The sequence below is a fragment of the Nucisporomicrobium flavum genome (assembly GCF_016464385.1).
In the GTDB taxonomy this organism is placed as follows: Bacteria; Actinomycetota; Actinomycetes; order Mycobacteriales; family Micromonosporaceae; genus Actinoplanes; species Actinoplanes flavus_A.
In genome coordinates, this window is sequence record NZ_JADMLH010000016.1 from 118,377 (window position 1) to 144,909 (window position 26,533).

Annotated in this window: 25 protein-coding genes and 1 tRNA gene; 16 read left to right on the forward strand and 10 right to left on the reverse strand. The window is 72.1% G+C overall.

The window, feature by feature from the left end:
- Nucleotides 1-25 precede the first annotated feature (25 nt).
- The 3 genes from orn to IT780_RS43280 all read left to right on the forward strand — a co-directional run bounded on the left by orn (nt 26) and on the right by IT780_RS43280 (nt 2,464).
- Nucleotides 26-616, forward strand: coding sequence for an oligoribonuclease (gene orn / locus IT780_RS30935; protein WP_199515350.1), 591 nt, complete (start codon nt 26-28; stop codon nt 614-616).
- Nucleotides 617-835: 219 nt separating this feature from the next.
- Nucleotides 836-911, forward strand: a tRNA-His gene (locus IT780_RS30940).
- A 155-nt stretch (nt 912-1,066) separates the two neighbouring features.
- The gene (locus tag IT780_RS43280; RefSeq protein ID WP_199515351.1) at nt 1,067-2,464 is read left to right on the forward strand and encodes a hypothetical protein; all 1,398 of its coding nucleotides are present in this window, start codon (nt 1,067-1,069) and stop codon (nt 2,462-2,464) included.
- A 228-nt stretch (nt 2,465-2,692) separates the two neighbouring features.
- Here the strand turns inward: IT780_RS43280 and IT780_RS30950 are convergent, their stop codons facing one another.
- The gene (locus IT780_RS30950) at nt 2,693-3,184 is read right to left on the reverse strand and encodes a MarR family winged helix-turn-helix transcriptional regulator (RefSeq protein ID WP_199515352.1); all 492 of its coding nucleotides are present in this window, start codon (nt 3,182-3,184) and stop codon (nt 2,693-2,695) included.
- Between the two features lie 108 nt (nt 3,185-3,292).
- Here IT780_RS30950 and IT780_RS30955 point away from each other — a divergent pair, with 108 nt between their 5' ends.
- The 12 genes from IT780_RS30955 (at nt 3,293) to IT780_RS31010 (ending at nt 17,985) form a co-directional block, all read left to right on the forward strand.
- Entirely contained in the window at nt 3,293-3,667 is a 375-nt protein-coding gene (locus tag IT780_RS30955) for a DoxX family protein (protein ID WP_199515353.1), read from the forward strand.
- Nucleotides 3,668-3,873: 206 nt separating this feature from the next.
- Nucleotides 3,874-5,508, forward strand: a complete 1,635-nt coding sequence (locus IT780_RS30960; protein ID WP_199515354.1) for a DHA2 family efflux MFS transporter permease subunit — start codon at nt 3,874-3,876, stop codon at nt 5,506-5,508.
- 70 nt (nt 5,509-5,578) lie between these two features.
- Nucleotides 5,579-6,580 carry a dihydroxyacetone kinase subunit DhaK gene (dhaK, locus tag IT780_RS30965; RefSeq protein WP_199515355.1) on the forward strand — a complete coding sequence of 334 codons (1,002 nt, stop codon included), beginning with the start codon at nt 5,579-5,581 and terminating at the stop codon, nt 6,578-6,580.
- The gene (gene dhaL, locus IT780_RS30970) at nt 6,580-7,203 is read left to right on the forward strand and encodes a dihydroxyacetone kinase subunit DhaL (RefSeq protein ID WP_199515356.1); all 624 of its coding nucleotides are present in this window, start codon (nt 6,580-6,582) and stop codon (nt 7,201-7,203) included. The genes dhaK and dhaL overlap by 1 nt, the downstream gene beginning before the upstream one ends.
- 17 nt (nt 7,204-7,220) lie before the next feature.
- Nucleotides 7,221-9,632 carry a phosphoenolpyruvate--protein phosphotransferase gene (ptsP, locus tag IT780_RS30975; protein WP_199515357.1) on the forward strand — a complete coding sequence of 804 codons (2,412 nt, stop codon included), beginning with the start codon at nt 7,221-7,223 and terminating at the stop codon, nt 9,630-9,632.
- Nucleotides 9,633-9,707: 75 nt separating this feature from the next.
- Complete coding sequence (locus IT780_RS30980) at nt 9,708-11,414, forward strand: YncE family protein (RefSeq protein ID WP_199515358.1); 1,707 nt, start codon at nt 9,708-9,710, stop codon at nt 11,412-11,414.
- A gap of 4 nt (nt 11,415-11,418) precedes the next feature.
- Complete coding sequence (locus IT780_RS30985; RefSeq protein WP_199515359.1) at nt 11,419-12,426, forward strand: hypothetical protein; 1,008 nt, start codon at nt 11,419-11,421, stop codon at nt 12,424-12,426.
- 42 nt (nt 12,427-12,468) lie between these two features.
- Nucleotides 12,469-13,272 (forward strand): DUF1206 domain-containing protein, encoded by an 804-nt coding sequence (locus IT780_RS30990; protein ID WP_199515360.1) that lies wholly within the window; start codon nt 12,469-12,471, stop codon nt 13,270-13,272.
- Nucleotides 13,273-13,347: 75 nt separating this feature from the next.
- Nucleotides 13,348-13,881 (forward strand): SigE family RNA polymerase sigma factor, encoded by a 534-nt coding sequence (locus tag IT780_RS30995; protein WP_199515361.1) that lies wholly within the window; start codon nt 13,348-13,350, stop codon nt 13,879-13,881.
- The gene (locus IT780_RS31000) at nt 13,868-15,058 is read left to right on the forward strand and encodes a hypothetical protein (protein ID WP_199515362.1); all 1,191 of its coding nucleotides are present in this window, start codon (nt 13,868-13,870) and stop codon (nt 15,056-15,058) included. Before IT780_RS30995 ends, IT780_RS31000 begins: the two co-directional genes overlap by 14 nt.
- Before the next feature lie 158 nt (nt 15,059-15,216).
- Nucleotides 15,217-16,677 (forward strand): GGDEF domain-containing protein, encoded by a 1,461-nt coding sequence (locus IT780_RS31005; RefSeq protein ID WP_199515363.1) that lies wholly within the window; start codon nt 15,217-15,219, stop codon nt 16,675-16,677.
- 78 nt (nt 16,678-16,755) lie between these two features.
- A complete protein-coding gene (locus IT780_RS31010; protein WP_199515364.1) occupies nt 16,756-17,985 on the forward strand; it encodes an alpha/beta hydrolase in 1,230 nt (409 codons plus the stop codon).
- A gap of 43 nt (nt 17,986-18,028) precedes the next feature.
- Here the strand turns inward: IT780_RS31010 and IT780_RS31015 are convergent, their stop codons facing one another.
- Complete coding sequence (locus tag IT780_RS31015) at nt 18,029-19,669, reverse strand: glycoside hydrolase family 44 protein (protein ID WP_199515365.1); 1,641 nt, start codon at nt 19,667-19,669, stop codon at nt 18,029-18,031.
- Between the two features lie 63 nt (nt 19,670-19,732).
- Complete coding sequence (locus IT780_RS31020; RefSeq protein ID WP_199515366.1) at nt 19,733-20,296, reverse strand: dihydrofolate reductase family protein; 564 nt, start codon at nt 20,294-20,296, stop codon at nt 19,733-19,735.
- Nucleotides 20,297-20,391: 95 nt separating this feature from the next.
- Between IT780_RS31020 and IT780_RS31025 the strand changes: the two genes are divergently transcribed.
- A complete protein-coding gene (locus tag IT780_RS31025; RefSeq protein WP_199515367.1) occupies nt 20,392-21,354 on the forward strand; it encodes an RNA polymerase subunit sigma-70 in 963 nt (320 codons plus the stop codon).
- On the opposite strand, the gene IT780_RS31030 is transcribed toward IT780_RS31025, so the two are convergent.
- The 7 genes from IT780_RS31030 to IT780_RS31060 all read right to left on the reverse strand — a co-directional run bounded on the left by IT780_RS31030 (nt 21,344) and on the right by IT780_RS31060 (nt 26,465).
- Entirely contained in the window at nt 21,344-22,426 is a 1,083-nt protein-coding gene (locus tag IT780_RS31030) for an amidohydrolase family protein (protein ID WP_199515368.1), read from the reverse strand. The two genes, IT780_RS31025 and IT780_RS31030, sit on opposite strands and share 11 nt — an antisense overlap.
- Nucleotides 22,423-23,040 (reverse strand): hypothetical protein, encoded by a 618-nt coding sequence (locus IT780_RS31035; protein WP_199515369.1) that lies wholly within the window; start codon nt 23,038-23,040, stop codon nt 22,423-22,425. Before IT780_RS31035 ends, IT780_RS31030 begins: the two co-directional genes overlap by 4 nt.
- A complete protein-coding gene (locus IT780_RS31040) occupies nt 23,022-23,699 on the reverse strand; it encodes a hypothetical protein (RefSeq protein ID WP_199515370.1) in 678 nt (225 codons plus the stop codon). The genes IT780_RS31035 and IT780_RS31040 overlap by 19 nt, the downstream gene beginning before the upstream one ends.
- Complete coding sequence (locus tag IT780_RS31045; RefSeq protein WP_199515371.1) at nt 23,696-24,013, reverse strand: antibiotic biosynthesis monooxygenase; 318 nt, start codon at nt 24,011-24,013, stop codon at nt 23,696-23,698. Before IT780_RS31045 ends, IT780_RS31040 begins: the two co-directional genes overlap by 4 nt.
- 9 nt (nt 24,014-24,022) lie before the next feature.
- Nucleotides 24,023-25,360 carry a phenylacetate--CoA ligase PaaK gene (paaK, locus tag IT780_RS31050; protein WP_199515372.1) on the reverse strand — a complete coding sequence of 446 codons (1,338 nt, stop codon included), beginning with the start codon at nt 25,358-25,360 and terminating at the stop codon, nt 24,023-24,025.
- 166 nt (nt 25,361-25,526) lie between these two features.
- On the reverse strand, nt 25,527-26,135 hold the full coding sequence (locus tag IT780_RS31055; RefSeq protein ID WP_199515373.1) for a TetR/AcrR family transcriptional regulator: 609 nt from the start codon (nt 26,133-26,135) through the stop codon (nt 25,527-25,529).
- Between the two features lie 36 nt (nt 26,136-26,171).
- Nucleotides 26,172-26,465 (reverse strand): putative quinol monooxygenase, encoded by a 294-nt coding sequence (locus tag IT780_RS31060; RefSeq protein WP_199515374.1) that lies wholly within the window; start codon nt 26,463-26,465, stop codon nt 26,172-26,174.
- Between the last annotated feature and the right edge of the window lie 68 nt (nt 26,466-26,533).

A 26,533-nucleotide genomic window follows, 5' to 3' on the forward strand; every position in this document is an offset into this window, starting at 1 on the left:
GCCCTGTACCGCGTAGGCTGATCGCGTGGCGGATCTTCTGGTATGGATCGACTGTGAGATGACCGGGCTCGACCTCGGCAAGGATGCCCTGATCGAGGTGGCGGCCCTCGTCACCGACCCGAACCTGAACGTGCTGGGCGACGGCATCGACCTCGTCATCCACGCCGACGATGCCGCGCTCGACGCGATGCCCGACGTGGTCCGTGAGATGCACGCGAAGTCCGGCCTCACGGACGAGGTACGCCGCTCCACGGTCACGATGGCCGAGGCGGAGGAGGCCGTCCTCGCGTACGTGAAGCAGTTCGTGACCAGCCCGCGCACCGCCCCCCTGTGCGGGAACTCGATCGCGACCGACCGCGGTTTCCTGGCCCGCGACATGCCGGCGCTCGACGGCTTCCTGCACTACCGCATGATCGACGTCTCGTCGATCAAGGAGCTGGCCCGCCGGTGGTATCCGCGCGTGTACTTCGGCCAGCCGCAGAAGGGCCTGGCGCACCGGGCGCTCGCGGACATCCGGGAGAGCATCCGGGAGCTCGAGTACTACCGCCGCACGATCTTCGTCCCGCTGCCCGGCCCGGACGTCGACCAGGCCCGAGCCATCGCCGCGGAGCTGTAACCCGCGCCGCCCCCGCCCGGCAACAACTGAGCCGCCGCGCCGACCCGGGCCGAGCCGAGCCGCGCCGCGCCGACCCGAGCCGGGCCGGGCCCGAGGCCGTGCTGCTCGGGGCCGGGGGCGACCGCGGCACGCCGGGCGGTAACCCGGTCGACGGCCGGGCGGGGGATCCGGCTATGCTTGTCCGGCGCACGCTGCGGGGGCTTCCTCGCCGGCGGCATGGTGGTCGTAGCTCAGCTGGTAGAGCACCGGGTTGTGGTCCCGGGGGTCGCGGGTTCAAGTCCCGTCGATCACCCCAAGAAAAGCCCGCTCCTAGGAGCGGGCTTTTTGCTGTCCGGAAGCGGATGTCAGATGGATCGGGGCTTTTGTCATGCATCGCCCGAGCGGGTCCCCGCGGCGGACCGCGAGTGAGTAGGGTCTGGCCCTCTTCCACCGCACGGGGGTTAACACCGAATGACCAGATACCTACGATTGGTAGTCGCATCGGCCGCGGTTCTGCTCGGGTCGGCCGTCCTGCCGGGGGTCGCCGCCGCGGCTCCGGACACCCCTGATTCCGTACGCCTGGAATCGGTCGGTCTGCGCTCGATCGAGTCCGGGCGCATGCACGGGCTGGACTTCCGCCCCGGCGGCATCACCCGTGATCCCATGGGCGTGCACAACCGCAACGGGTCGACCGTCGACGGCCTCGTCGCGCACCTGACGTTGCCCAGCGACGACATCGTGTTCGCCCGCCAGTACGACAACTGCTGGTACGCGCTCGACGGCAAGCCCGATTCCGCCTGGTGCGAGTTCGACGCGAAGATCCCCAACCGGGCCACGTTGCAGCTGGCCGGGCCGGTCGTGAAGGCCACGGACGACGCGGTCCAGGTGGTCGACGACATGGTCGTCGTACGGTGGGTCAGCCGCGCCTGGGCGGAGGCGGCAGGCGGCATCGAGGCGCTGGCCAACGAGGACGCCACCGAGGGCACCTCCGCCGTGCGCGGCGCCGAGGGCACGTTGACGCTGGAGCCGGGCTCCCCGTGGCTCAGCACCTTCATGGGCGCCTCCACCATGTTCCCGGTGCACGTCAAGGCGACCGCGGGACCGTCGGGCGCCCCGAACATCCTGCCGCCGTCGAACCCGGACAGCGCCGACCTCGAGGCCGTGCAGGAGCGTACGACCGCAGGCGAGCGCCCGGCGGTCCAGGACGGCGAGCGCGGCAAGGTCGTACCCGGCGTGATCGGCGTGCGCAACGCGGGCGACGCGGCGGTCGACGGCCTCGTCGTCGAGCTGCGCCTGGCCGACGAGGACATGGTCTTCGCCAAGAGGTACGACAACTGCTGGTACGCCCTAGAGGGCAAGCCGGACTCGGCCTGGTGCGAGTTCGACCGCGCCCTCGCACCCGGCGCCACGCTGAAGCTGGCCGACGGCGTGGCGATCGCCACCCAGCAGATCCTCGGCGACATCACCAAGGACATCCGTTTCCACTGGGTGAGCGCCGGCTGGGCCGAGGGCCACGGCGGCATCCGCGACCTCGCCGAGATGTCCGCCACCCCCGGCACCGGCGTGGTCCGCGGCACCGAGGGCACGCTGACCCTCGAGACCGGCCCGGCGGCCCTCAAGCCCGGCCTCACCGGCCCGGTCGACTACATCCTGTTCACCGTCCCGCCGCTCGGCGACCCGGCCACGACGCCGCCGGCAACCCCGCCCGCGACGCCGGGCACGGGCACGGGCAATGGCGAGGGCGGCGGGGGTCTGCCCATCACAGGTACGCAGACCGCGGTCATCGCGGGAGTCGGCGGCGGATTGCTGGCGGCAGGCCTCATCGGGTACGCGACAGCCCGCCGGCGCAGAACCCGCTTCGTGGCCTGACCGGCCTCGTCGTCGGCGCGAGACGCCCGCGAGCCACCTGCACTGTCCGGTGTGGTGGCCCGCGGGTACGAAAAAGCGCCGTTGCGAATTCCACGGGGGAAGAACTCGCAACGGCGTTGTCAGTGAGAGTAGTCGATGGAGTGTCAATCGTCCATCTCGGCCGTCGAAAATGGCGCAACAGGCACCACGAGCAGGGCCGGTATGCCCGTGCCACCCCTCAGGTAGGGGTCAGTCGATCGCGGGACGTTCCCCCGGGCAGCGGCTCTCCGGGTCGACCGCCCGCAGGATCCGGCGGCTGATCTCGGTCAGCTGGCGGGCCTGCGCCCTGGTCAGCGGGTCGAAGACGTACGTCCGGGTCGCCTCCACATGGCCCGGTGCCGTCTCCCGCACCTTCTCCCACCCGGCCTCCGTGAGGATCGCGAGCGTGAACCGCCCGTCGGTCGGGTCCGGGGTTCGGCGTACCCAGCCTCGTTTCTCCAGGCGGCCGACCGCCTGGGACATCCGGGGGAGGGAGCCCTCGGCGAGCATCGCCAGGTGGCTCATCCGCATGCTGCGCTCCGGCGCCTCCGACAGCGAGGCCATCGTCTGGTACTCGAAGAGGCTGATGCCGGCGTCGCGCTGCAGCTGGGCGTCGAGGGCCGACGGGAGCCGTACGAGCAGGCCGGCCAGCGTGTACCAGGTCTGCAGCTCCTCGGCGTCCAGCCAGCGCGGCTCCTCCATGGGCTCACTATAACTTAAGCAATTAACCGAACATGGCTTGCATGTTTAAGTAACGACGCACTACGGTTCACTCAACTGTTGAAGTCATTCGAGCCCTTTGGGGGCAGTATGGGCACCGTTCTGTGGGTGATCGCGATCCTTCTCGCCGTCGCGTTCCTGGCGGGCGGGGTGATGAAGCTGGTGCAGCCGAAGGAGAAGCTGGCGGCGTCCGGCATGGGCTGGGCCGAGGGCTACAGCGCCGGCGCGGTCAAGGCGATCGGCGCGCTCGAGGTGCTGGCCGCGATCGGGCTGATCCTGCCCGCGGTGCTGGACATCGCTCCGATCCTGGTGCCGCTCGCCGCCACGGGCCTCGTGCTCGTCATGATCGGCGCGATCGTCACGCACGCCCGCCGCGGCGAGACCCAGCCGATCATCATCAACGTGGTCCTGCTGATCCTGGCCGCCGTCGTGGCGTGGGGCCGCTTCGGCCCGTACTCGTTCTAGCTTGCCGGATCAGCAAACAGATTTGCCGAACCAACAGCCTTTGCCCATCATGGTCGCCGGGTGGAAGACGTCCGCAACTGGGAAAACCCGGGGCGCGGCGCCGCCCGCCCTGTTACCGTCCGCCAGCGAAGCCGCGACCGCGCAGCGAGCAGGACCCCGGTCGCGGCCCTCGCCGAAGAACTGACCTGACGCCGCCCGCGGGGGAGATGCGCGGCCATCGGCGCCCGCCGCACTACCGGAGAGATTTGCTTGTGACCAGTCAACCCGTGGCCGCGCCCGACAAGCTGGACGCCGCCGTACTCAAGATCGCCGGGGTCGTGGTCCTCGGCGCGATCATGTCGATCCTCGACGTGACCGTGGTGAGCGTCGCGCTGCCCACGTTCCAGACCGTGTTCGACGCCTCGTACGCCCGGGTCGCCTGGACCATGACCGGCTACACGCTGGCGCTGGCCACGGTGATCCCGCTGACCGGCTGGGCCGCCGACCGGTTCGGCACCAAGCGGCTCTACATGACCGCGCTCGTGTTCTTCACGCTGGGCTCCGGGCTGTGCGCCACCGCTGACTCGATCGGCGAACTCATCTCGTACCGGGTGCTGCAGGGCCTGGGTGGCGGCATGCTGATGCCGCTCGGCATGACGATCATGACCCGGGCCGCGGGCCCGCAGCGGATCGGCCGGCTGATGGCCGTGCTGGGCATCCCGATGCTGCTCGGGCCGATCGGCGGCCCGATCCTCGGCGGCTGGCTGATCGACATCGCGAGCTGGCACTGGATCTTCCTGATCAACCTGCCGATCGGCGCGGTCGCGCTGCTCTACGCGTGGCGCGCGCTCGCGAAGGACGCCCCGGAGCCGTCCGAGTCGTTCGACTTCATCGGCATGCTCATGCTCTCGCCCGGTCTGGCGCTGTTCCTCTACGGCGTCTCCTCGCTGCCCGAGGCCGGCACGTTCTCCGCTACCAAGGTGTGGCTGCCGATGGTGGCCGGCGCCCTGCTCGTGGTGGCGTTCGTCCTGTACTCGTTCAAGCCGAAGCACCCGCTGCTGGACCTGCGCCTGCTGCGCGACCGCAACCTGACGGTCGCGTCGATCACGATGGCGGTGTTCGTGGTCGCGTTCATGGGCGCGGGCCTGCTGTTCCCCAGCTACTTCCTGCAGGTACGCGGCGAGTCGACGCTGCACGCCGGCCTGCTCATGGCGCCGCAGGGCATCGGCGCGATGGTGACCATGCCGATCGCAGGCACACTGGCCGACCGGATCCCCGTGGGCCGTACGGTGCCGTTCGCGATCGTGCTGATGGCCGCCGGCTTCTTCACGTTCACCCAGGTCGGCACCGACACGTCGTACGTGCTGCTGTGCGGGTCGCTGTTCGTCATGGGCCTGGGCATGGGCGGCACGATGATGCCGATCATGACTTCGGCGCTGAAGACGCTGACGAACCAGGAGGTGGCCCGCGGGTCGACGCTGCTGAACATCGTGCAGCAGATCGCCGGGTCCATCGGCTCGGCGACGATGTCGGTGATCCTGACCAGCGACCTGAACGACTCGCCGGCCATCCCCGGCGTGGTGGACCCGCAGACCGGCGCACCGGTCACCGAGGCGGGCCTGGCGATCGCCGCGCAGCAGAACCCGGCGCTCACCCAGCAGTTCCCGGTGGAGCCGAGCGTGCTGCAGCGCGGGCTGGAGTTCGTGGCGGACGCCTTCGCGTCCACGTTCTGGGTGGGCTTCGTGCTGATGCTGCTCACGCTGGTGCCGGCGTACTTCCTGCCGCGCCGCCGTCAGGTCGCCCACCTGAACGACGACGCGCGCAGCGGCGAGGCCGCACCCACCCCGGTGGTTCTGCACTGAGAAAAAGGTCCAGGTCGGCGTAGCTTGTTGGTTGGCAGCTCACTCCAGCACACCGGCGAGGAGTCAGGCGATGAACAAGCTCATCAACGACCCGTCCACTGTGGTGTCCGACGCGCTCCGCGGGATCGCCGCCGCCCATTCCGAGCTCCATGTCGATCACGAGAACCGGGTCGTGCATCGCGCCGACGCCCCGGTCCGCGGCAAGGTCGGCCTCGTCTCGGGCGGCGGCTCCGGGCACGAACCGCTGCACGCGGGCTTCGTCGGGCCCGGGATGCTGGACGCCGCCTGCGCGGGCGAGGTCTTCACGTCCCCCGTACCGGATCAGATGGTGGCCGCCACCAAGGCGGTCGACGGCGGCGCCGGGGTGCTGCACATCGTCAAGAACTACACCGGCGACGTCATGAACTTCGAGATGGCCGCCGAGCTGGCCGAGGCGGAGACCGGCGTGTCCGTGGTCTCCGTCGTGACCGACGACGACGTGGCCGTGCAGGACAGCCTCTACACGGCCGGGCGCCGCGGCGTGGGCGTCACCGTGCTGGTCGAGAAGATCGCCGGCGCCGCGGCCGAGGAGGGCCGCCCGCTCGCCGAGGTCGCCGACGTGGCGCGCAAGGTCAACGCGAACGGCCGCAGCATGGGCGTGGCGCTGACCTCGTGCACCGTCCCCGCGGCCGGCAAGCCCACGTTCGACCTGCCCGACGGCCAGATGGAGGTCGGCATCGGCATCCACGGCGAGCCGGGGCGCCGCCGCGTGCCCACCGCGCCCGCCGCGGAGATCGCCGAGATGCTGGTGCAGCCGATCCTCGCCGACCTCGACTTCACCGGCGGCGACGGTGTGATCGCGTTCGTCAACGGCATGGGCGCCACCCCGCTGCTCGAGCTGTACGTGATGTACCAGGAGGTCGCCACGCTGCTGAGCAAGGCCGGCGTGTCGATCGCGCGGTCGCTGGTCGGGCCGTACATCACCAGCCTCGACATGGCCGGCTGCTCGGTGACGCTCGTGAAGGCCGACGACGAGCTCCTGCGCCTGTGGGACGCACCGGTGCAGACCCCGGCGCTGCGGTGGGGGCGCTGATGGACGCCGCAGCTGTGGCCGCCTGGCTGCGCGAGTTCGCCCGGCTCATCGCGGAGAACAAGGAGCTGCTGACCGAGCTCGACTCGGCAATCGGCGACGCCGACCACGGCACCAACATGGACCGCGGCATGACGGCGGTGCTGACCGCGCTCGACGGCGCGGCCGGGACCCCGGGCGCGCTGCTCAAGCGCACCGGGATGACGCTGGTCAGCACGGTCGGCGGCGCCAGCGGCCCGCTCTACGGCACCGCGTTCCTGCGCATGGCGACGGCCGCCGGCGACGCCGACAGCCTCGACGCTGAAGGCTTCGCCAAGGTGCTGCGCGCCGGTCTCGACGGGGTCGTGGCCCGCGGGAAGGCCGAGATCGGCGACAAGACGATGATCGACGCGCTCACCCCCGCGGTGGACGCGCTGGACGCCGCACTCGCCGACGGGCAGCCGCTCGGCGAGGCGCTGCGGGCCGCGGTCCGCGGCGCCGAGCAGGGCCGGGAGGCGACGATCCCGCTGGTCGCCCGCAAGGGCCGCGCCAGTTACCTGGGCGAACGCAGCGCCGGCCACCAGGATCCGGGCGCCACCTCGGTGACGATGCTGGTGGCGGCCGCCGCGAAGGCGCTCGGGGCCTGAGCCCGATGGTCGGCCTGGTGGTGGTCAGCCACAGCCGCGCGCTGGCCCGCGCGGCGGTGGCGCTGGCCGCCGAGATGACGCAGGGCCGGCCGGTGCCGCTCGAGATCGCCGCCGGGCTCGACGAGACCACCACCGGCACCGACGCGGTCGCGATCACCACCGCGATCCAGGCCGCCGACCGCGGAGACGGCGTCGTCGTGCTCATGGACCTCGGCAGCGCCGTGCTCTCCGCCGAGCTGGCGCTCGAGATGCTCGACGACGACGCCCGCGAGCGGGTCGTGCTCTGCGCGGCCCCGCTGGTCGAGGGTCTGGTCGCCGCGGTGGTCACGGCCGCCGGCGGCGCCGGCCGCAAGGAGGTCGCCGGGGAGGCGATGGGCGCGCTCGCCGGCAAGCTCGCCCACCTGGGCGGCCAGGAACCCCGCCAGCCGGAAGGTACGGGCACAGACTCCGACGCCGATTTCGTGGTGCGGATCCCTCACGGACTGCACGCCCGTCCCGCCGCCCGCCTCGTCACGCTGGCCCGGGACTTCGACGCGCGGGTGGAGCTCCGCAACGGCACGACCGGATCGGGCTGGGTGCCGGCGTCCAGCCTCTCCCGGGTCGCCACCCTCGGCGTCCTGCCGGGGCACCGGGTCGACGTCCGCGCGTCCGGCCCGCAGGCGCGGGAGGCCGTCGACGGGATTCTCGCCCTGGCCGCCGCCGACTTCGGCGAAACCGAGGGGGACAGAGCCGTCCCCGAGCCGCCCGCCCGCGCGCCGGTGGGCGCCGGTGTGCCCGCCTCCCCGGGCATCGCCGTCGGCCCGGTCCGGCACGCCGCGTCCGCCGTGCCGGAGGTTCCCGACGAGCCGTACCGGGGGGCTGAGCAGGAACGCGGCCGGATCGAAGCGGCAACCGCCACGGTCCGCGACGAGCTGAGGAGGCTGCGCGCGGCCACGGCCCGGGAGGCGGGCGAGGGGCACGCCGGCATCTTCGACGCCCACCTGCTGCTGCTCGACGACGCCGACCTGCTCGACGACGTCCGCGCCCGCATCGACGACGGCTCCCCGGCCCCGCGAGCCTGGGCCGATGCCACCGGGCGGGTCGCCGCGGAGTTCGACGCGCTGGAGGACCCGTACCTGCGGGGGCGGGCGTCCGACGTGCGCGAGGTCGGCTCGCAGGTGCTGCGTACGCTGCTCGGCGCCGGTTCCGCCGCCATGCCCGGGGCGGGAGTGCTCGTGGCCCCCGATCTCAGTCCGGCGGAGGCGGCGGTCCTGGATCCCGAGCGGGCGGCCGGGGTGCTGCTCGCGTACGGAAGCCCCACGTCACACGGCGCGATCCTGGCCCGTACCCGGGGAATCCCAGCGGTGGTGGGCCTGGGCCCGGCCATCCTGGAGGTCCCGGACGGCACGCCCGTCGCGCTGGACGGCGGCACCGGCGAGGTCGTCGTCGCCCCCGCCGATTCCGTCGTCGCGGAGTTCACGAAGCGGTCCGCCGAGCAGGCGTCGCGGCGCGATCGGGCGGCGGCCCGCGCGTCCGCACCGGCGGCGACCCGCGACGGCGAACCGCTGACGGTCGGCGCGAACGTCGGCTCGGTGGCCGACGCGCGGGCCGCCGCCGGCAGTGGGGCTGACCTGGCGGGCCTGGTCCGCACGGAGTTCCTCTTCCTCGACCGCGACGCGGCGCCCGATGCCGACGAGCAGGAGGCCGTCTACCGGCAGATCGCGGAGGCGCTGGGCGGCCGGCGGCTCACGCTGCGCACCCTCGACGTCGGCGGCGACAAACCGCTGCGCTACCTGCCGGCGGCCGCGGAGGCCAACCCGTTCCTGGGCGTACGCGGCATCCGGCACTCCCTCGCCCACCCCCACCTCCTCGCCGACCAGCTCCTCGCGTTCGTCCGGGTGGCGTACGACGTGCCGGTCAGCGTGATGGTCCCCATGGTCAGCACGGTCGCCGAGGTGGTGACCGTGCGGCGGATGCTCGACGAGGCGGTCGCCCGGGCGGGCCGCGGAACCCCGCCCGGCCTGCGCGTGGGCGTCATGACCGAGGTGCCCGCCACGGCGCTGAAGACGGCCGCGCTCACGCCGTACGTGGACTTCTTCAGCATCGGCACCAACGACCTCACCCAGTACGCCCTGGCCGCCGAGCGGGGCAACGCCGCGCTGGCCGGGCTCGCCGACGGCCTGGACCCCGGCGTGCTGCGCCTGATCGACGCGGTGTGCCGCGGCGCGGACGGCAGGGCGACGGTCGCGGTCTGCGGCGAGCTGGCGTCGGACGAGGCCGCGGTGCCGCTGCTGGCCGGTCTGGGCGTGCGGCAGCTGAGCGTGGTGCCGCGGATGGTTCCGCTGGTGAAGGAGGCCGTCCGGGCCACGGACCTCGCCGCGGCCACCCGGGCCGCCGCCCGGGCGCTGGACGCCCCGGACGCCGCAACGGTACGCGGGCTCATCCCTTGATAACGATGCATGCCAATTTCGTCTGACGGGTTCCCCTGACCCCTTTGGTCACTGCATGCTGATCGAGGGGGCACTATGAGTGAACATGGCTTGCCACCGCAGGTGCTGACGGAGATCGACAGCCCGGTCCGGGAGACCCGCCTGACCGGGGTGGAGGAGCTGGCCCGGCTCGCGTACGGTGCCGACCTGGCCACGGCCGCGGCTGCCCGGGCCGTCCTCACGCGCCTGACCGGCGATGACAGCCGGAGCGTCGCCGCCGCCGCGGCCGCCGCGCTGGAGCGCACGTCGCTGCGCCTCGAACCGGACCGCGTCGACTTCGGCCAGGTCGCGTCCGGTACGCCGCGGCTGCTGGCCGACGTGCTGGTCACCGGTCCGCCGCTGGCCTTCGCCTCCGCCTCGGTCGCCGTGTCCGGCCCGGGCCTGCGCGCGGTGCTGATCGGCCGCCGGCTGCGCATCGAGTGGCAGCCCCGGACGTCCTGGCTGGACGGTGCGGTGACCGTACGCGGCCACGCCGGCTGGGCGGAGGTGCGGGTGACCGGCCAGGTCGAGGCCGCCACCACCGAGGTCGAGGCGCTGCTGGAGTCCGCCGGCGACTCCGGGTACCTGCCCGAGGGGCGGGTGACCGTCCTCTCCCCGCCGCCCCCGCGCCGTCGCCGCCGGGGCGCCACCGCCCTCGTGGCCGGGCTGACCGCGCTCTTCGTGCTCGGCGGTGTCGGCGTCGCCGTGGCGCTCACGCGGGACCGGCCGGTGCTGCGTAGCGAGGCCGCTCTGCCGTCCGTCGCGGCCACCGCACCGGCCGAGCCCACCCCCGCGTCGACGACCGGCGCCGCTCCCGCGCCGGCGGCCGTGGCCCGCGTACCGCTGGCCGCGCGCGTGGTCAGCGTCGCCAAGCCCGCCGTCACCGGCACGATCCGGGTGGGTGACGAGCCTGAGGGCGTGGCCGTCGCACCGGACGGCTGGACGATCTACGTGGCCAACCAGAACTCGCGCGTCCTGTCCGTCGTCGACACCCGGACGCGGCGGGTCAGCTCCATCTGGCTGCGCAACACGCCCCGGTTCGTGACGATCTCCCGGGACGGGGAGCTCGTCTACGTGTCCATGTATGAGAAGGACAAGTCGGGCAGCGGGATGGCCGTGGTCCGCGCCGCCGATCGCAAGGTCATCCGGTACGTGGCCACCGGGCAGCAGCCGTACGCGCTGTCCGTGGGCCCGGACGGCCGGGTGTGGGTACCCATCCACAGCCAGCGCAAGGTCGAGGTGTACGCACCCGGCCGCACGGAACCGGCCGCGCAGGTGACCGTCCCGCCGAACCCGCACGCGGTGGCGTTCTCCGCCCAGCTCCATCGGGCCTTCACCGCCAACCACGAGTCCAATGCGCTGTCCATCATCGATACGCAGACCGACCGGCTGCTCGCCTCCGTACCGGTCAGCAAGGCCCCGCACAGCGTCGCGGTCGCCCCGGACGGCCGGACGGTGCTGGTCGCCGGCTACGAGGCGGACACCGCCGACCTCATCGACGCGGTCACCATGCGGCGCATCGGCCCGCTCCGGGTCGGCGACATGCCGCAGAGCGTCGCGTTCGCCGCCGACGGGGCCCACGCGTACGTGGTCAACGAGGGCGACGACACCGTGTCGGTGCTCGACGGGCGTACGGGCAAGGTCACCGCGACCGTGGCCGTGGGCGGCAGCCCTCGCACGATCGCCGTCGCACCGGACGGGCGGTGGGCGTACGTGTCCAACGGCGACGACGACACCGTCTCGGTGCTGCGCGTGGGGGAGTGACGCGATGATGACGACGGCGGGCTGGATCGCGCTGGGCATCACCGTGTTCGGCGCCTTCAGCTACGCCACCGCGTCGATCCTGCAGGCCGTCGCGGCCCGCCGCAGCAGTGGCACGGTCGAGACGATGCGCCACCCGCTGTACCTGCTCGGCATCCTCTGCGACATGCTCGCCTGGATCGGCGCGATCGTCGCCCTCCGCGAGCTCGCCGTCTACGTCGTCGAATCGATCCTGGCCGGGTCGCTGGCCATCACCGTGGTGGCGGCCCGCATCGTCCTCAAGTCCCGCCTGCGCGGGCGCGACGTCACGGCCGTCATCGTCTCCGTCGCCGCGCTGACCGTCCTGGCCATGTCCGCCGGCCCCCAGCACGACGTCGTGGCCACCACCGCCCTGCGCTGGTCCATCTGCGCGGCCGCGCTCGCCATGGCGGTGCTCGGCTGGAGCGCGGCCCGGGCCGCGCCGGCCGGGGTGATCGCGGCGATGGGCGGGCTGTGCCTGGGCGGTGCGGCCATGACCGGCCGCGCGCTCCCGCGCGCGCCGATGGACATCGTCACGGACCCACTGACGGCGGCCCTGTTGACGTTCGCGGTGACGGGCATGCTCATGTACGCCCACGCGCTCGGCAAGGGCGAGGTCGGCCCGGTCACGGCGATCCACTGGACCGCGGAGGTCGTCGCGCCGTCCGCCGTCGCCCTGCTGCTGCTGGGCGACAAGGTGCGGACCGGGTGGGAGATCCCCGCGGCGGTCGCCGTCGTCGTCACCATCGCGGCGGCTGTCATGCTGGCCCGGGCGCCGGCGAGCGAGGCGGCCGCGGGCGAACCGCTGGCCCTCGAGTGCCCGCTGACCCCGTCGATCGAGGCGCCGCCGCTGCCGGTGCTCGCCCGGGCGGGCATCCCGGTGGTCGCGCACCGCGCCGGCACGACGGGTGAGCGGATCATCTGGTGGGGACCGCCGCCGATCTGGCGCCCGCCGGCCCGGCCCCGCCCGGCGTCGCAGCCCGCGAGCCGGCTGTAACGTACACGTTTTGCCGGCGGGCGGATCGGTGAAGGCGTCGGCATGCCCTCCGCCACCTCGCAAGCGCGCGGCGCCGCCTCCCGCGCGGCCGACAACACCTGGCTCGAGCGCCTCATCCGCGCCGGCTTCATCTGCTACGGCGTGCTCCACCTGCTGTTCGCGTACCTCATCGCGCAGATCGCCTTCGGGGTCGGCGGCGCGGACGGCGACCAGTCGGGCGCGATGCACAAGCTCGCCGGGAAGCCGTACGGCACCGCGCTGATCGTGGTCCTGGTCGTCGGCCTGGTCGCGCTGGCGGTCTGGCAGCTGCTCGAGATCGTGACCGTACGCAGCCACCTCGAGCGCCTCGCGTCCGCCGGCCGGGCCGCGTTCTACCTCTACCTGGGCTGGAACGGCGTCAAGGTGCTGCGGGGCAAGAAGACGTCCAGCGCCGACACGCAGCAGGACGCCACCGAGGGCCTGCTCGGCTCGGACCTGGGCCGCTTCACCGTCGGGCTGGCGGGCGTGGTGGTCGCGGCGATCGGCGTCGGGCTCGCCTACGCCGGCCTCACCCGGCGCTTCGAGAGGCACCTCAAGATCAGCCGGATGAACGCGGCGACGCGACGGGTGATCGGCCGCCTCGGCACCGCCGGGTACACCGCCAAGGGCATCGCGTACGGAATCGCCGGGGTGCTGTTCGTGGTGGCCGCCGTGCGGTACGACCCGGACAAGGCCCGCGGCCTGGACGCCGCGCTGCAGGAGCTGGCCGAGCAGAGCTACGGGACGTGGTTGCTGCTGCTCACGGCCGCCGGCTTCGCCGCGTACGGTTTGTTCGCCGTCGGTGAGGCCCGCTACCGCAAGGTCTGAGATTTCTCGCCGGCCCGTGCAACGTTTGGTCCGACGGCTGACGTTCTACCTCCGTCATGAGGGAGGCAGCCGAAGGTGAAAGCCGAAGACGAGCAGGCGTTCCGGGAGTTCGTGACGTCGCAGATGGCGTCGCTGCGCAAGCTGGCGTACATGACCTGCGGTGACTGGCACACGGCGGAGGACGCCGTGGCCAACGCGCTGGTCAAGTTGTACCCGCGCTGGCGCAAGCTGGAACGACCCGACCTGTACGCGAAGACGATGGTGTACCGGGCCGCGATCGACGAGAGGCGCCGTCCGTGGCGGCGCGAACGGTCGGCCGGCGAGGCGCTGCCGGACGTCGCGATGCGGGATCCAGCCGGCGCGACCGACGAGCGGTTGCGCATCCGCGCCGCCCTCGAAGCGGTGCCGCCGAGGCAGCGGGCCGCCGTGGTGCTCCGGCACTACCTGGGCCTGAGCCTGGAGGACACCGCCGGGGTTCTCGGCTGCAACGTCGGGACCGCCAAGAGCCAGACGTCGCGCGGGCTGGCCAAGCTCCGCGAGCTGCTGGCCGCCGAACGCATCAATCTCAGCGGGGGACCGGTAGAGGAGTGGACCAGTGCAGTTGCATGAGATCGTCGACGCGGTGACCGCCGACGAGCCGCCCCTGGCACACAGGGTCGACGACATCATCGCGGCCGGCCGGCGGGCCGAGCGCCGCCGCCGGGCCGGGTTCGCCTCGGCGGGAGCGGCCGGCCTGGTCGCCGTCGCGGTGGGCGGCGTGTTCGCGCTGTCGCCCGGCGGCAGCCCGGCCCCGGACGGCACCCGTACCGGCACCGTCGGCGCGGCGTCCAAGGGCACCAAGGCCGCCGCCACGTGGGGCGCGTCGGAGCCGTTCACCTTCACCTTCCAGGGGTACGACGCCGGCAAGTTCCAGGTGCAGGACCCGATCGTGGCGTCGACCGCGTACCAGATCGCGTCGGTCTACGAGAAGGGCCGCACCACGAACGACAGGCCCTCGACGGAAGACGCGACCGGCGGCCTCGAGGAGAAGAAGCGGGGCGGTGGCGACCCGACGCTGTACGCGTACCTGACCCTCTACCGGCCGGGCGCGTTCGACCCCTCCGGGATCAAGGGCGGCAAGGCGGTGACCGTGGCCGGGCACAAGGCGGTGCAGTCCTCGCTGCCGGTCGGGCTCGACCCGAAGAACGCGATCGATCCCGCCAACAAGCAGCTCGCTTGGGAGTACACCGACGACGCCTGGGCGGTCGTGACGTCGATCTCCAGCGACGAGGCCGACCCGTCCTTCGCCGACCTCGGTGAGCTGGCCGCGGGCCTGAAGCCGAGCACGCCCCGGCCCGCCACGGTGCCGTTCACGGTCGGGTACACGCCCGCCGGGTTCGAGCCGGTCCAGACCGGTACGCACGCCCTGCCCGGCCTCGACGGCATCGCCTCCGCCCGCGAGGGCGACTACGGCGGCGCGACGTTCGCCAAGCCGGCCCCGGCCACGACCGGCCTGACCGAGCCGTTCGACACCGGTGAGAACGGCGTCAAGGGCAGCTTCCAGATCTTCGTCACGCCCAGCCGCAACTCGAACCAGAAGGCGCAGGCCGGAAAGACGAAGTGCTACGCCAACGGCTTCTGCAACGTGTGGAGCGCCGACGGCAAGGTGCAGGTCCAGGTCAGCGACGAGGGTACGGGCGCGGACCTGCCGGAGGCCGAGCTGAAGAAGATCGCCCAGTCGGTCAAGGTCGCCGACGTGACCGACGCGGGCAGCTGGACCCCGGCGGCGAAGGCGCTGCGGCCGTAGCACCCGGACCGGTACGACCACGACGACGGCGCCGCACCACCGCGGCGCCGTCGTCTCCGTCTTTCCGTCGGGCACTCCGATTGGTCCAGTTCTGCTACTTCCGCCTGGTCCACTGACGTTCCGGTGTCCCGCCGGAGGATCAACGTCGGGGAGGGCGAATGCGGCGAGCGACAGTGCCACCGTGGTGCTGGTATCTGGCCTTCTCGGCGGCTGCCGTCATCGGGTACTTCCAGACACCCGACACCTGGGTGCAGACCGTCTGCTACGACACGATCGCGGCGTCCGGCGTCGTCGCCATGGTCGTCGGCGTCCGGCGCAACGGCGGGGCCGCCGTCCGGCTGTGGCTGATGTTCGCCGCCTGCCAGCTGATCGCGGTGTGCGGCGACTTCACGTACGCCTGGTACGCCCGCTACCTCGACAACTCGTCCTACCCGGCGCCCGCCGACGCGTTCTACCTGGCCGCCGGCGTCCTGGAGGTCGTGGTCCTGATCCTCGTGCTGCGCCGCCGGCTGCCCGCCCGCGACGCCGCCGGCGTCATCGAGGCGTTGATCATCGCGGGCGCGTTCGCGCTGATCGCCTGGGTGTATCTGATGAAGCCGGTGACCCAATCCAGCGACTTCACGATCGCCGGGAAACTGGTGGCGATCAGCTATCCCGTCATCGACCTGCTGCTGCTCGCGCTGCTGGCGCGCATGCTGGTGGGCGGCGGTGCGCGCAACGGCGCCTTCCGGCTGCTCGCGGCGGGTATGACGAGCTACCTGGCGGCCGACTACGCCTGGGCGCTGACCGACCATTTCCAGTTCGAGGCGGGCACCTTCGCCAGCCACCTGATGGACGCCGGCTACCTGCTCGCCTTCGTCCTGTACGGCGCCGCCGGCCTGCACCCGGGCATCCGTACGCTGGCCGAGCCCGTCCAGGTCGCCGGTCAGCGTTTCTCCCGGTGGCGGTTCGTGCTGCTGACCACCGCCACGATGATCGCGCCGCTGCTGCTCGCCGCCCAGGCGTGGCGCAACGACAACCGCGTGACCGACGCCGGTGCCATCGTGCTCGGCTGCGTCGGGATGTTCGTGCTGGTGGTGACCAGGATGGCCGGGCTGATCCGGCAGATCGAGCGGCAAGCGTCGATCCTGGGACGGCAGACCGAGGAGCTGACCGAGCTGGCGCAGCGCGATCAGCTGACCGGCCTGGCCAACCGGCGCGCCTGGGAGCGGGCCCTGCCGCTGGCCCTGGAGCACGCCCGGCGCGACGGCACCGTGCTGACCCTCGCGGTCATCGACCTCGACCACTTCAAGCACTTCAACGACCGGTACGGCCACCAGGCCGGCGACCGGCTGCTGAAGGAGGCCGCCGCGGCCTGGATGAGCGGGCTGCGCGGCAGCGACGTGCTGGCCCGGTACGGCGGCGAGGAGTTCACGCTGATCGTTCCGGACGGCGGCGCCCAGGCGGCCGCGCTCCTGGACCGGCTGCGCCCCCTGACCCCGTCCGGGCAGACCTTCTCCGCCGGCTTCGCGGTGTGGAACGGCGAGGAGTCGCCGGATGCGCTCTTCGCCCGCGCGGACGCCGCCCTGTACGACGCCAAGGGCGCGGGCCGCAACCGGGTGGCGGTCGCCGCGGCCTGACAGGTACAGCAGCCTGTACCCGAAGACGGCGGCCAGCAGGATCGATCATGGAGGCCACCGGCCATAGCGTTTCTGCGTATGACAGCCACGAAGAGCCACCGCAAGCTGACGATCGGCATCACCACCGCCGCCATCCTCGCCGCGGGCGTGGGAGTCGCCAACGCTGACGTCTCCCCGAGCGCCCCCGCCGGGGCCGTCGCCGGGTCCTCCCGGCACTCCGGCTGGGCGGGCATCACCCGGGAGCAGGTGCAGATCGACTTCGGCAAGGGCTGGGTCACGAAGGCGGAGCTCACCTATCCGAGCAACGCCCGGGGCCGCCTGCCGGTCGTCGTCTTCCTGCACGGAAGCGGGCACAACGACATGAACCAGACGCTGCCCGAGGGCAAGGGCTCCACGTTCGTCCCGCTCGCGCAGGCCGCCGGCCGGGAGGGGTTCGCGACCCTGCGCTTCAACAAGCGCGGGGTCACCGACATCGGGCCCGTGGAGAGCACCGACCCGGCCCAGCTGCTGCCGGAGAACCCGTACCGGCAGATCCAGCTGGACGCCGCCTCCGTGATCCGGTTCGCGGCCCGGTCGCCGAGGATCGACCCCTCGAAGATCTACCTGCTCGGCCACAGCGAGGGCACCAACGTGGCCGCGAACCTCGCCGGTGACCCGAAGAAGTACGGCATCCCGAAGCCGGCCGGCGTGGTCGAGATGGGCGTCGTCGGCAAGCCCATCGAGGATCTGCTGACGTTCCAGATCTACGGCCGGCTGCTGCTCCAGCTGCACGACGAGTTCGACGTCGACGGCGACGGCCGGCTGACCGCCACCGAGGCGACCGACGGCCTCGTGGGCCTGCCGAAGGCGGAGGCCGACCAGTTCCGCTCCGTCCTGCTCGACGGCCGCAAGGTGTCGGCCGCCACGGACCGCGACCACGACGGCCGCATCGCGATCGACGCCGAGGCCGGCGCCGTGCTGCGCGAGACGACCCACATCGACGACTACCCGAACGTGCCGGGCCTGGACCCGTACGTGGTCAGCTACGCGAAGGACTTCGCCCGCTTCCCGACCGTGACCCAGGCGTTGCCGAAGTTCCGCGGCCCGACGCTGATGCTCAACGGCGAGAACGATCTGCAGACCCCGGCCCGTGCCGCGATCGCCGCCGACGCCGCGGTCGCCGCAGCCGGGAACAAGGACCACAAGCTGGTCATCTACCCGGGCATGGCACACACCATGAACATCACGCCGAAGTTCCACCCGGTGTTCGGCGAGCCCGACAAGCAGGTCATCACGGAGATCCAGGGCTGGCTCAAGTCCCACCGCTGACCCATCGCCGACGAAGCGGCCGCCGGGGAGGCGGCCGCTTCGGTCATGCTTTCGGCAGCACCAGCATCGTGATGGAGTTCGCCGGGTACGTCGCCACGGCGCTGCCCCGGTTCACCGTGAGATCGTCGCCGCGGACGATGGAGCTGAGATCCGCGGGGCTGTAGGTGTAACGCTTCGCCGTGCCGGTGGTGCGGCAACCGGCGATCGACAGGGACGAGGTCAGATCGTCGCCCGTCTTGTTGACGACCATGAGGGTCAGCGCCTTGTCGGACGAGCGCTGTGCGGCGTACACGGCGAGCTGTCCCTGGTCTCCGCTGGTCGCCGACACGCTGACGTCGCCGAACCGGCCGCCCGCGCCGTCGTAGTTGCGATACATCCGGAACGCGTACGCGCCGGGCTGCGTCGGCTGGGGTTCGCCCCACATGGTGGCCAGATCGAGCCCTTCGCGCCCGAAGATCCCCAGGACGTCGGCCTCGGCCAGCGCGCCGTTGACGGTGTCCAGCGCACCCCAGTTGTACTCGGTGATCGCGACCTTCGTGCCGGGGTAGTACTGGGCCACCCACGCCTTCATGGTGCGGATGAACTGCAGCGGCGGGGCGTTCACGCCACTCGGGCCGATCCACGACTCCTCGACGTACGCGGGATCCCACAGCGAGCGGGTGGACCGCAGCCGCAGCGCGTTCGCGTCGGGGTCCGTACCGCCGCCGATCTGCGGGTAGTAGTGCTGATCGAAGTAGTCGAGGAAGCGCTTGCCGCCGTGGGCCGCGCCGTAGTCCCTCATGTTCTTCAGGTACCACTGGGAGAGGTTGAGCCCGCCGTGCGCGGCCGCGTCGGCGCCCGGCGCGCACCCGTCGGCCCCGGAGGCCACCCACTCGCAGTAACCCCAGCCGGACGGGCCCAGCACGGCGGCACTGCGGTCGGCCGCCTTGATCGCCGCGGCGGTCGCCGTACCCTTCCCGCCCAGCTCGTCGTAGGTGACCGCGTCGGGGTGCACGTCGCGGTGGGTGGAGCTCCACAGCACCGGCTCGTTGTCGAGCTCGTAGATCCGTACGCCGCCCCGCGCCGCCGTGCCGAAGTTCTTCACGAGGTGCGACACCATCTCGCCGCCGAACGAGGGACCCACCGGGATCGACGTGTCGGCCGGGTCAGCGCCGGTGAGGTTCGCGCCGTCGAGCTTGCCGTTGCCGCAGTTGGGATCCCACTGATCGAAGCTGTCCTGCGCCGGGAAGCGGGTCGCGGGGAAACCGCAGGCGAACGGGTGCTCCTGCGGCGAGTCCTTGGCGACCCACCCGATCAGCGGAACCGTGACGATCTGCTTCGTACCGTGGTCCCGGTTGGTCTGGACGAACGCCTCGACCGTCTTGTCCGGCGAGGCCACGATGTTCTCGAAGTACCAGTCGCTACCGGTGTTGTAGGTGTGGTTGCGGAAGTTGTAGCGGCTGCTCGCGTTGCCGCCCCAGCGCGCCACCGGCATGCCGATCTCGGCGGCGAACGCGGGGTCGGCCCCGTTGAGCCCGTAGATGTCCGGGCTGATCGCGTGGCGGGCGGCGGACACGTCGACCGACAGCGCCGGCCCGGCCGCGGCGGCCAGCGCCGCAGCCGGGTGGGCGGTCAGGACCGCCGCGACGAGGGTCAGCGCGCTGCCGCCGGCCGTGATCCGGAGTTTCCGCCGCCGAGTACGCATCGCCGCCTCCATCGATATACGTCACTGGAGTCGTACGGTAACACGTTTGGGAGCGCTCCCATATCACTCCCGGTCGCGGCGCAGCATGGTGAGTACCGCCGGCCCGGCGGACTCGACGCCGGTGAACTGGAAGTCGGCGGGCGTGCCGGTGGCGAACAACCGGTCGCCCGCTCCGGCGACCGTGGGGAAGGTCAGCACCCGGTACTCGTCGACCAGGTCGGCCGCGGCGAGCGCGTGCACCACGCTGAGGCTCCCGATGACCACGACGTCACGCCGGGCGCGCTCGCCGGCGACCCAGGCGAGCAGGTCACCCTCGACGGCCGCCGAGTTCGGCCAGGCGCCGGCGTCGATGCCGGTCCGGGTCGCCACCCGCTTGGGCACGGTGTTCATCAGCTTCGCGAAGTCACCGTCGCGGCCCGGCCAGAGCTGCGCGAAGTGCTCCCACGTACGCCGCCCGTACAGCTGCACGCCCTGTTCCATCCGCGCGCCGAGGCGGAACTTGTCGTCGGTGACCGGTCCCGGCCCGAACCGGAACGCCCAGCCGCCGTAGCCGGTGCCGGCCCGGCCGTCCGGGTCGGAGACCACGCCGTCGAGCGTGGCGAACTGGATGACGATGACGTCGCCCATCAGGAGTTCCTTCCGCAGGAGCGGCCCCGATCGGCCGCCGTCTGCGTGCACATACCGCGCGGCCGGCCCGAACTCATCGGTCCTAGGCTCGCCCCATGGGGGATGCGAGCCGGCGCGACTGGGACGAGTGGCACGAGACCTACCGCGGCGACGTGCTCGCCCACTGCTACCGGATGCTCGGCTCCGTCGACGAGGCCGAGGACCTGGTGCAGGAGACGTTCCTGCGGGCCTGGCGGGCGGCCGACCGGTACGACCACAGCCGCGCGTCGGTCCGCACGTGGCTGCACCGCATCGCGACCAACGTCTGCCTGACCGCCCTGGAGGGACGCGCGCGGCGGCCGCTCCCGAGCACGCTGGGCCCGGCCGGCGACGACCCGTACGCGCCGCTGACCCCGAACCTGGACGTACCGTGGCTGCAGCCGTTCCCGGACGCCCGGCTCGGCGACCCCGCGGAAACCGCCCAGCAGCGCGCGGGCCTGCGGCTGGCGCTGATCGCGGCACTGCAGCTGCTCCCGGCCCGGCAACGGGCCGCGCTCGTGCTGCGTGAAGTGCTGGAACTGCCCGCGGCCGAGGTCGCCTACGCGCTGGACAGCACCGTGGCATCGGTCAACAGCAGCCTCCAACGGGCCCGGGCGACCCTGCGCGCCGCGGGCCCCGTCCTCGAGGGACTCCGCGAGCCGGCCGACCCGGGCGACCGGGCCGTGGTCGAGCGCTACCTGAAAGCGTTCGAGGCGGCCGACATCGAGGGCCTGACCAGGCTGCTCGCCGAAGACGTCGCCCTGGAGATGCCGCCGGTCGACCTGTGGCTCGCCGGGCGCGGCCACTACCGCGAGTTCATGGAGCGCGTCTTCGCCATGCGGGGCACCGGCTGGCGTCTCGAACCGGTGCCGGCCAACGGAGGCGTCGCCCTGGCCGCGTACACCCCGGATCCGCAGACGGGGGTGCTGCGGGCCCATTCGGTGCAGGTGTTCACCGTGGCGGAGGGCCGGATCCGGCGCTGCGTCACGTTCGCGGACCCGGCGGTCTTCGACCTCTTCGGACTACCTGCTACGGCCTGACAGCGTCACCCTGGCCGGGTGGGTCGGGCAGACCGAACAAGTCCCGGGTGTTGGCCTCCAGCAGCCGGCGGGCCACCGCCGGTTCGAGCCGCTTGACCAGCCGGACCAGGCTGCGGTTGTAGGTCTCCCGCAGCTCGAGGTTCGGCGGCTCCCGGACGAAGTGCGTGGGCCCGTCCGTCGCCGCGTCCGACCCGAAGAGCACCCGCTCCGGGCCCACCTCGTCGATCAGCCGCTCGACCTCGGCGGAGCCGCACCAGGACGTCTCGAGGTACAGGTTGGACAGCCGCCGGGCGTGCCGGCTCGCGCGCAGCCGCCCGTTCCCCGGACCGAGAAACGTGTGGTAGAGCACGAAGCTGACCTCGGGAAAGCGTTCGGCCAGCCGCCGGATCAGATCCGGATCGGCCGGTCCCGGGCCGCTGTGTACGGTCACCGGCACCCGCGCCTGCTCCGCCACTTCCAGGTACGGGTCGAGCCCCGCGCTGTCGGCAGGGTACGCGTCGTACGCGGGATGCAGCTTGAGCCCCGCCGCACCGTCCGCCAGCCGCCGCCGTACGTCCTCCGGGCCGGGACCGCCCGGCCGCACCCAGACCAGGGGCGTCAGCCACGGCGCCGCCTCGGCGGCGAGCTCCACGAAGTCGTTGTCGCCCCAGGACACCAGCGCGTGCGTCATCCCGCCGGAGTAGGCGGCGGCGCACAGGCTGCCGAAGCCGAGCGCATCGGTGCCCGGGGCGCGGACGTGGACGTGCGCGTCCACCGGGTCGAGGTCGATCCACAGCCGGTAGTCGGCGTTCTCGTTGTTGTCGCAGCCGGACCGGTCCTCCTCGCGGACGACGCAGTCGAGGACGTGCCCGGCGTCGACCTGCACGCCGGCCTCCCAGCTGCGGGCACCGGTCCTCTCCATCCGGATGTCCCGCGGCTTGGTCCAGCCGTCGTGGCCGACGTGCAGCACGAGCCGGCGACCGCCGCGAGCCAGGGAACCGGTGTAGCGGACCCGGGCCTCGCCGCGCCGCTGCGCCGCCGGTGCGAGCCATTGCAGCGGCCGGTCGAAACGTCGCGGCGGGTCCGCGCTCACAGCTCGACGACCCAGCCGGCGCCGGCGTTGTCGTCCCAGCTCTCGGCGTTGTCGGCCGGGTCGGGCCGCCCGTGCCGGATCAGGTGGTAGCCGTACCGGACGGAGCTGCCGCGGACACCCCAGACCGTGCCGCGGAAGACGTGCGGCAGCGGCTGGGCCCGGACGAACTCGTAGATGCTGCCCTCCTCGGGCGCCTCTCCCACCGACTCGAACGGCAGGCCGTCCATCGCCATGCTGGTGTAGTTGGGCGTCTCGCCGTCCGCGTTCCACATCACGCCGACCGACGTGTACGCGCCGTCGGGGTCCGCGTAGGTGATCTCGCGGGCGACGACCTCCTCGGTGAAGATCGGTGAGGCGGCGCGGTCGCCCGCGGTCACCACGAAGAAGAAGTAGTGCAGCGAGAGCTCGGTGCGGGGAACCTCGAGCACCGCCGTACGCCGCGGGCCACCGTCGGACGGGGCGAGCACGACCTGCTCGGCGTCCGCCCAGTCCGGCGCGGCGCCCGGCGCCGACCAGGTGTAGTGCGCCCACACCATGGCGATGCCGGGCCCGGGGTCGACCCAGGTCTTGCGCAGGCCGAAGATCGGCGCCGTGGTCACAGGTGGTGTACCCAACAGTTGCCCCCTCCCGGTGCCGACGGGCCGTCGGGGCCCAGCCAGGTCTCGCTCTTCTCCTGCGGCGGATACATGCGCCCGATGTGGTACTGCTGCACCAGCGTCGAGTCGCGGGGGCCCCACATGCGGGAGTGGAACCGGTGCGGGAGATCCAGGGCGTACAGCATGTGGTACTTCTCGTGGTGGAAACGGTCCTTGTCCTCGTACGTGTAGTAATTCTTCGCCAGGAACTCGGAATCCGCCGGGATCCTCGGCTCCTCCATCGGGCTGTACACCGGGGCCGTCCAGTCACCGACCGACCAGTAGATGCAGATGTTGGTGAGCCAGCCGTCGTTGTCGGTGTACTCGAGATCGCGGTACACGATCTCCTCGGTGAACAGGTCGGTCGTCCACCGGCTGCCGTGCTGGTACACCTCGAAGTAGTAGTGGAAGCGGTATTCGGGGGTCGGCCAGCCGTGCTCCATGTCCCACACCTGGCGGGGCATGCGCAGCACCTTGAGCCGCTGCCGGGGATAGCCGCCGAGGTCCTGCAGCACCCGGGCGTCGTGCCCCCAGCTCCAGTCCGGCCACTGGCCCGGCGGCGTGCAGGTGTAGTGGATCAGGACCTGCTCGATCCCGTCCTCCCGGTCGGTCCAGCCCTTCGGGTAGTACCAGCTCACGCCGACCGCCACCCGTCGCCGGCGCCGTCGGGGCTGATCACCTCGAACGTCCGCACGCTCGGCATGCCCATCAGCAGCTCGGGCAGCGCGCGGTAGAACGTGCCGGTCACCGGCCGGTCGAGGTAGCGCTGCATGTCCTCGACCGAGCGCCAGCTGGACACCGCGAGCACCCGGTCGCCGCTGCGCAGGGACTGGACGAAGACGATGCCCTCGGCGTGGGCCACCACCTCCTGCTGCTGCTGGACCAGCAGCTCCGCGACCCGGTCGATGGAGCCGGGCCGCGCGGTGGCCTCGAGGATGCGGAAAACCGCCATGGATCCCCCTCAACGGTTGCGGTGATCGACGAGTCGCTGGATCTTGCCCTGGGAACGGGACAGCGTCTCCGGCCCCACGACCACGATCTCGACGCTGCTGCCGATCGTGTCCTTGACCGCCTTCGCCACCTCGGCGGCCGCGTGCCCGCGCCGTGCGGCCGGGCAGTCCAGGCGCGCCTCCACCTGGACCGTGAGCTGGTCCATCCGCCCCTTGGTGGTCAGCACCAGCTGGAAGTGCGGGGCGAGTCCCGGGGTACGGAGGATGATCTCCTCGATCTGGGTGGGGAACAGGTTGACCCCGCGCAGGATGATCATGTCGTCGGTCCGGCCGGTGACCTTCTCCATCCGCCGCAGCCCCGGCCGCGCGGTGCCGGGCAGCAGCCGGGTCAGGTCGCGCGTGCGGTACCGGATGACCGGCATGGCCTCCTTGGTGAGCGAGGTGAAGACCAGCTCCCCGCGCTCGCCCTCGGGCAGCACCGCGTCGGTCACCGGGTCGATGATCTCGGGGTAGAAGTGGTCCTCCCAGACGTGCAGGCCGTCCTTGGTCTCGACGCACTCCTGGGCCACGCCCGGGCCCATCACCTCGGACAACCCGTAGATGTCGACGGCGTGGAGGCCGGCCCGCTCCTCCATCTCGAGCCGCATCTCCTCGGTCCACGGCTCGGCGCCGAAGATCCCGATCTCCAGGCTGGACTCCCGCGGATCCAGCCCCTGCTTCTCGAACTGGTCGATCACGGTGAGCATGTAGGACGGCGTCACCATGATGATCCGCGGGCGGAAGTCGACGATCAGCTGCACCTGGCGCGGCGTCATCCCGCCCGACACCGGGATGACCGTGCAGCCCAGTCGCTCGGCGCCGTAGTGCGCGCCCAGCCCGCCGGTGAACAGGCCGTACCCGTACGCGTTGTGCAGCCGGTCGCCGGCACGCCCGCCGCCGGCCCGGATCGAGCGGGCCACCACGTTCGCCCAGACGTCCAGGTCGTGCTCGGTGTAGCCGACCACGGTGGGCCGCCCCGTGGTGCCGGACGACGCGTGCACCCGCCGGACGTCGGCCTCGGGGACGGCGAACATGCCGAACGGATAGTTCTCCCGCAGGTCGGCCTTGCTGGTCGTCGGGTACCGGGCGAGGTCGGAGAGCTCACGGCAGTCCTCCGGGCGGACGCCGGCCGCGTCGAACGCGCGCCGGTAGTGCGGCACATGCTCGTACGCGTGCCGCAGCGTCCTTTGCAGGCGCTCGAGCTGCAGGTGCCGGAGCTCGTCCACGCTCATCCGCTCGGCCGGGTCGAGCAGCTCGGCCGGGGGAGCTTCGCCGACGGGCGTACGGGATCGGTCGGCCGGAGTCGTCATGGCACTCCTCCATCGAGCGCCCGGACGCCGGCGGCATCAGTCAGTGACCGTCGATGGACGCTCCGTCAACCAAAGACGTCGGCGGGGAGGCCTGTCAACGGAATCCAGCTCTTTCGCGGTCTCTGCTCAAGTGAACAAATGGCACGCCTGAAGGCCGAGCGAGAGCTCAGGCCGGCCGGGGCCGGAGCCCGTCGCAGGCGATCTCGATCATGCGTTGCTGCGCGGCGCCGTCGCTGCCGCGAGCGATGCAACCGGCGATGAGGGCCTTGATGTCGGCGCTGTCGGCGTCCCCGCGCACCGCTCCGGCCTGCTGCGCCCGGCTGAGGAGACCCGACAGGGCCGCGCCGAAGTCGTGGATGGCCGTCGAGGCTGCGGACTGGAGGTCGAAGCCGGCGCCGGTGAGGGCGTCACCGACGGCGTGGTCGGCGGCGCTCTGCCGCACAAGGAGCGCGAAGAACGTGAAGAAGGCGTCCGCCGGCTGCTCCCGGGCAGCTATCTCTTCCGCGCTGCGCACGAGCTGTTCGATGCGGTGGAGCGCCACGGCCCGGAACAGGGCCTCCTTGGTGGGGAAGTGCCGGGTGACCGTGCCGGTGCTGACGCCGGCGCGGCGGGCGATCTCGCGGATGGAGACCGCGGCGCCGTGCGCTGCGAAGGCGGCGAAGGCTTCCTCCAGTACGCGCGCCTGATTGCGTCTGCCGTCGGCGCGCTGGGCCCTGGCCGGCTCTGCGGCGACGCTGACGTGCGTGGCGTCCGGGTTCCGGTCCGACGGTGACATCGTTGCGATCGTAGCCGTGCCACCCCCGCGGGTCCCTCAGGCCTGCAGGGGCCGGAATCCGCTGACGTCGTATCGCACGATGTCCACACTCCGGACGTCCGGCATCGGCGGCGCGGTCTGCCCGATGCCGGCCAGGTGGGCGGTGAGGTGCGCGTCGGACTCCCAGCGTTCGTAGATGTTGACCCGGTCCGGCTCGATCGGGTCGGCTGCCACGACGTAGTCCAGGCATCCCGGCGCGGTCCGGACTTGGCGCACCGCGGAGGCAAGACCTCCGAGGAGGGCCTCACGGCGGTCGGGGTCCACGTAGCCGGTTCCGGCAACGATCAGCATGACTGGCCTCCAGGGTTGACCGCTCGGTGTCTTCCGGGGCACTGTAACAGCTAAACGGCACACACGTG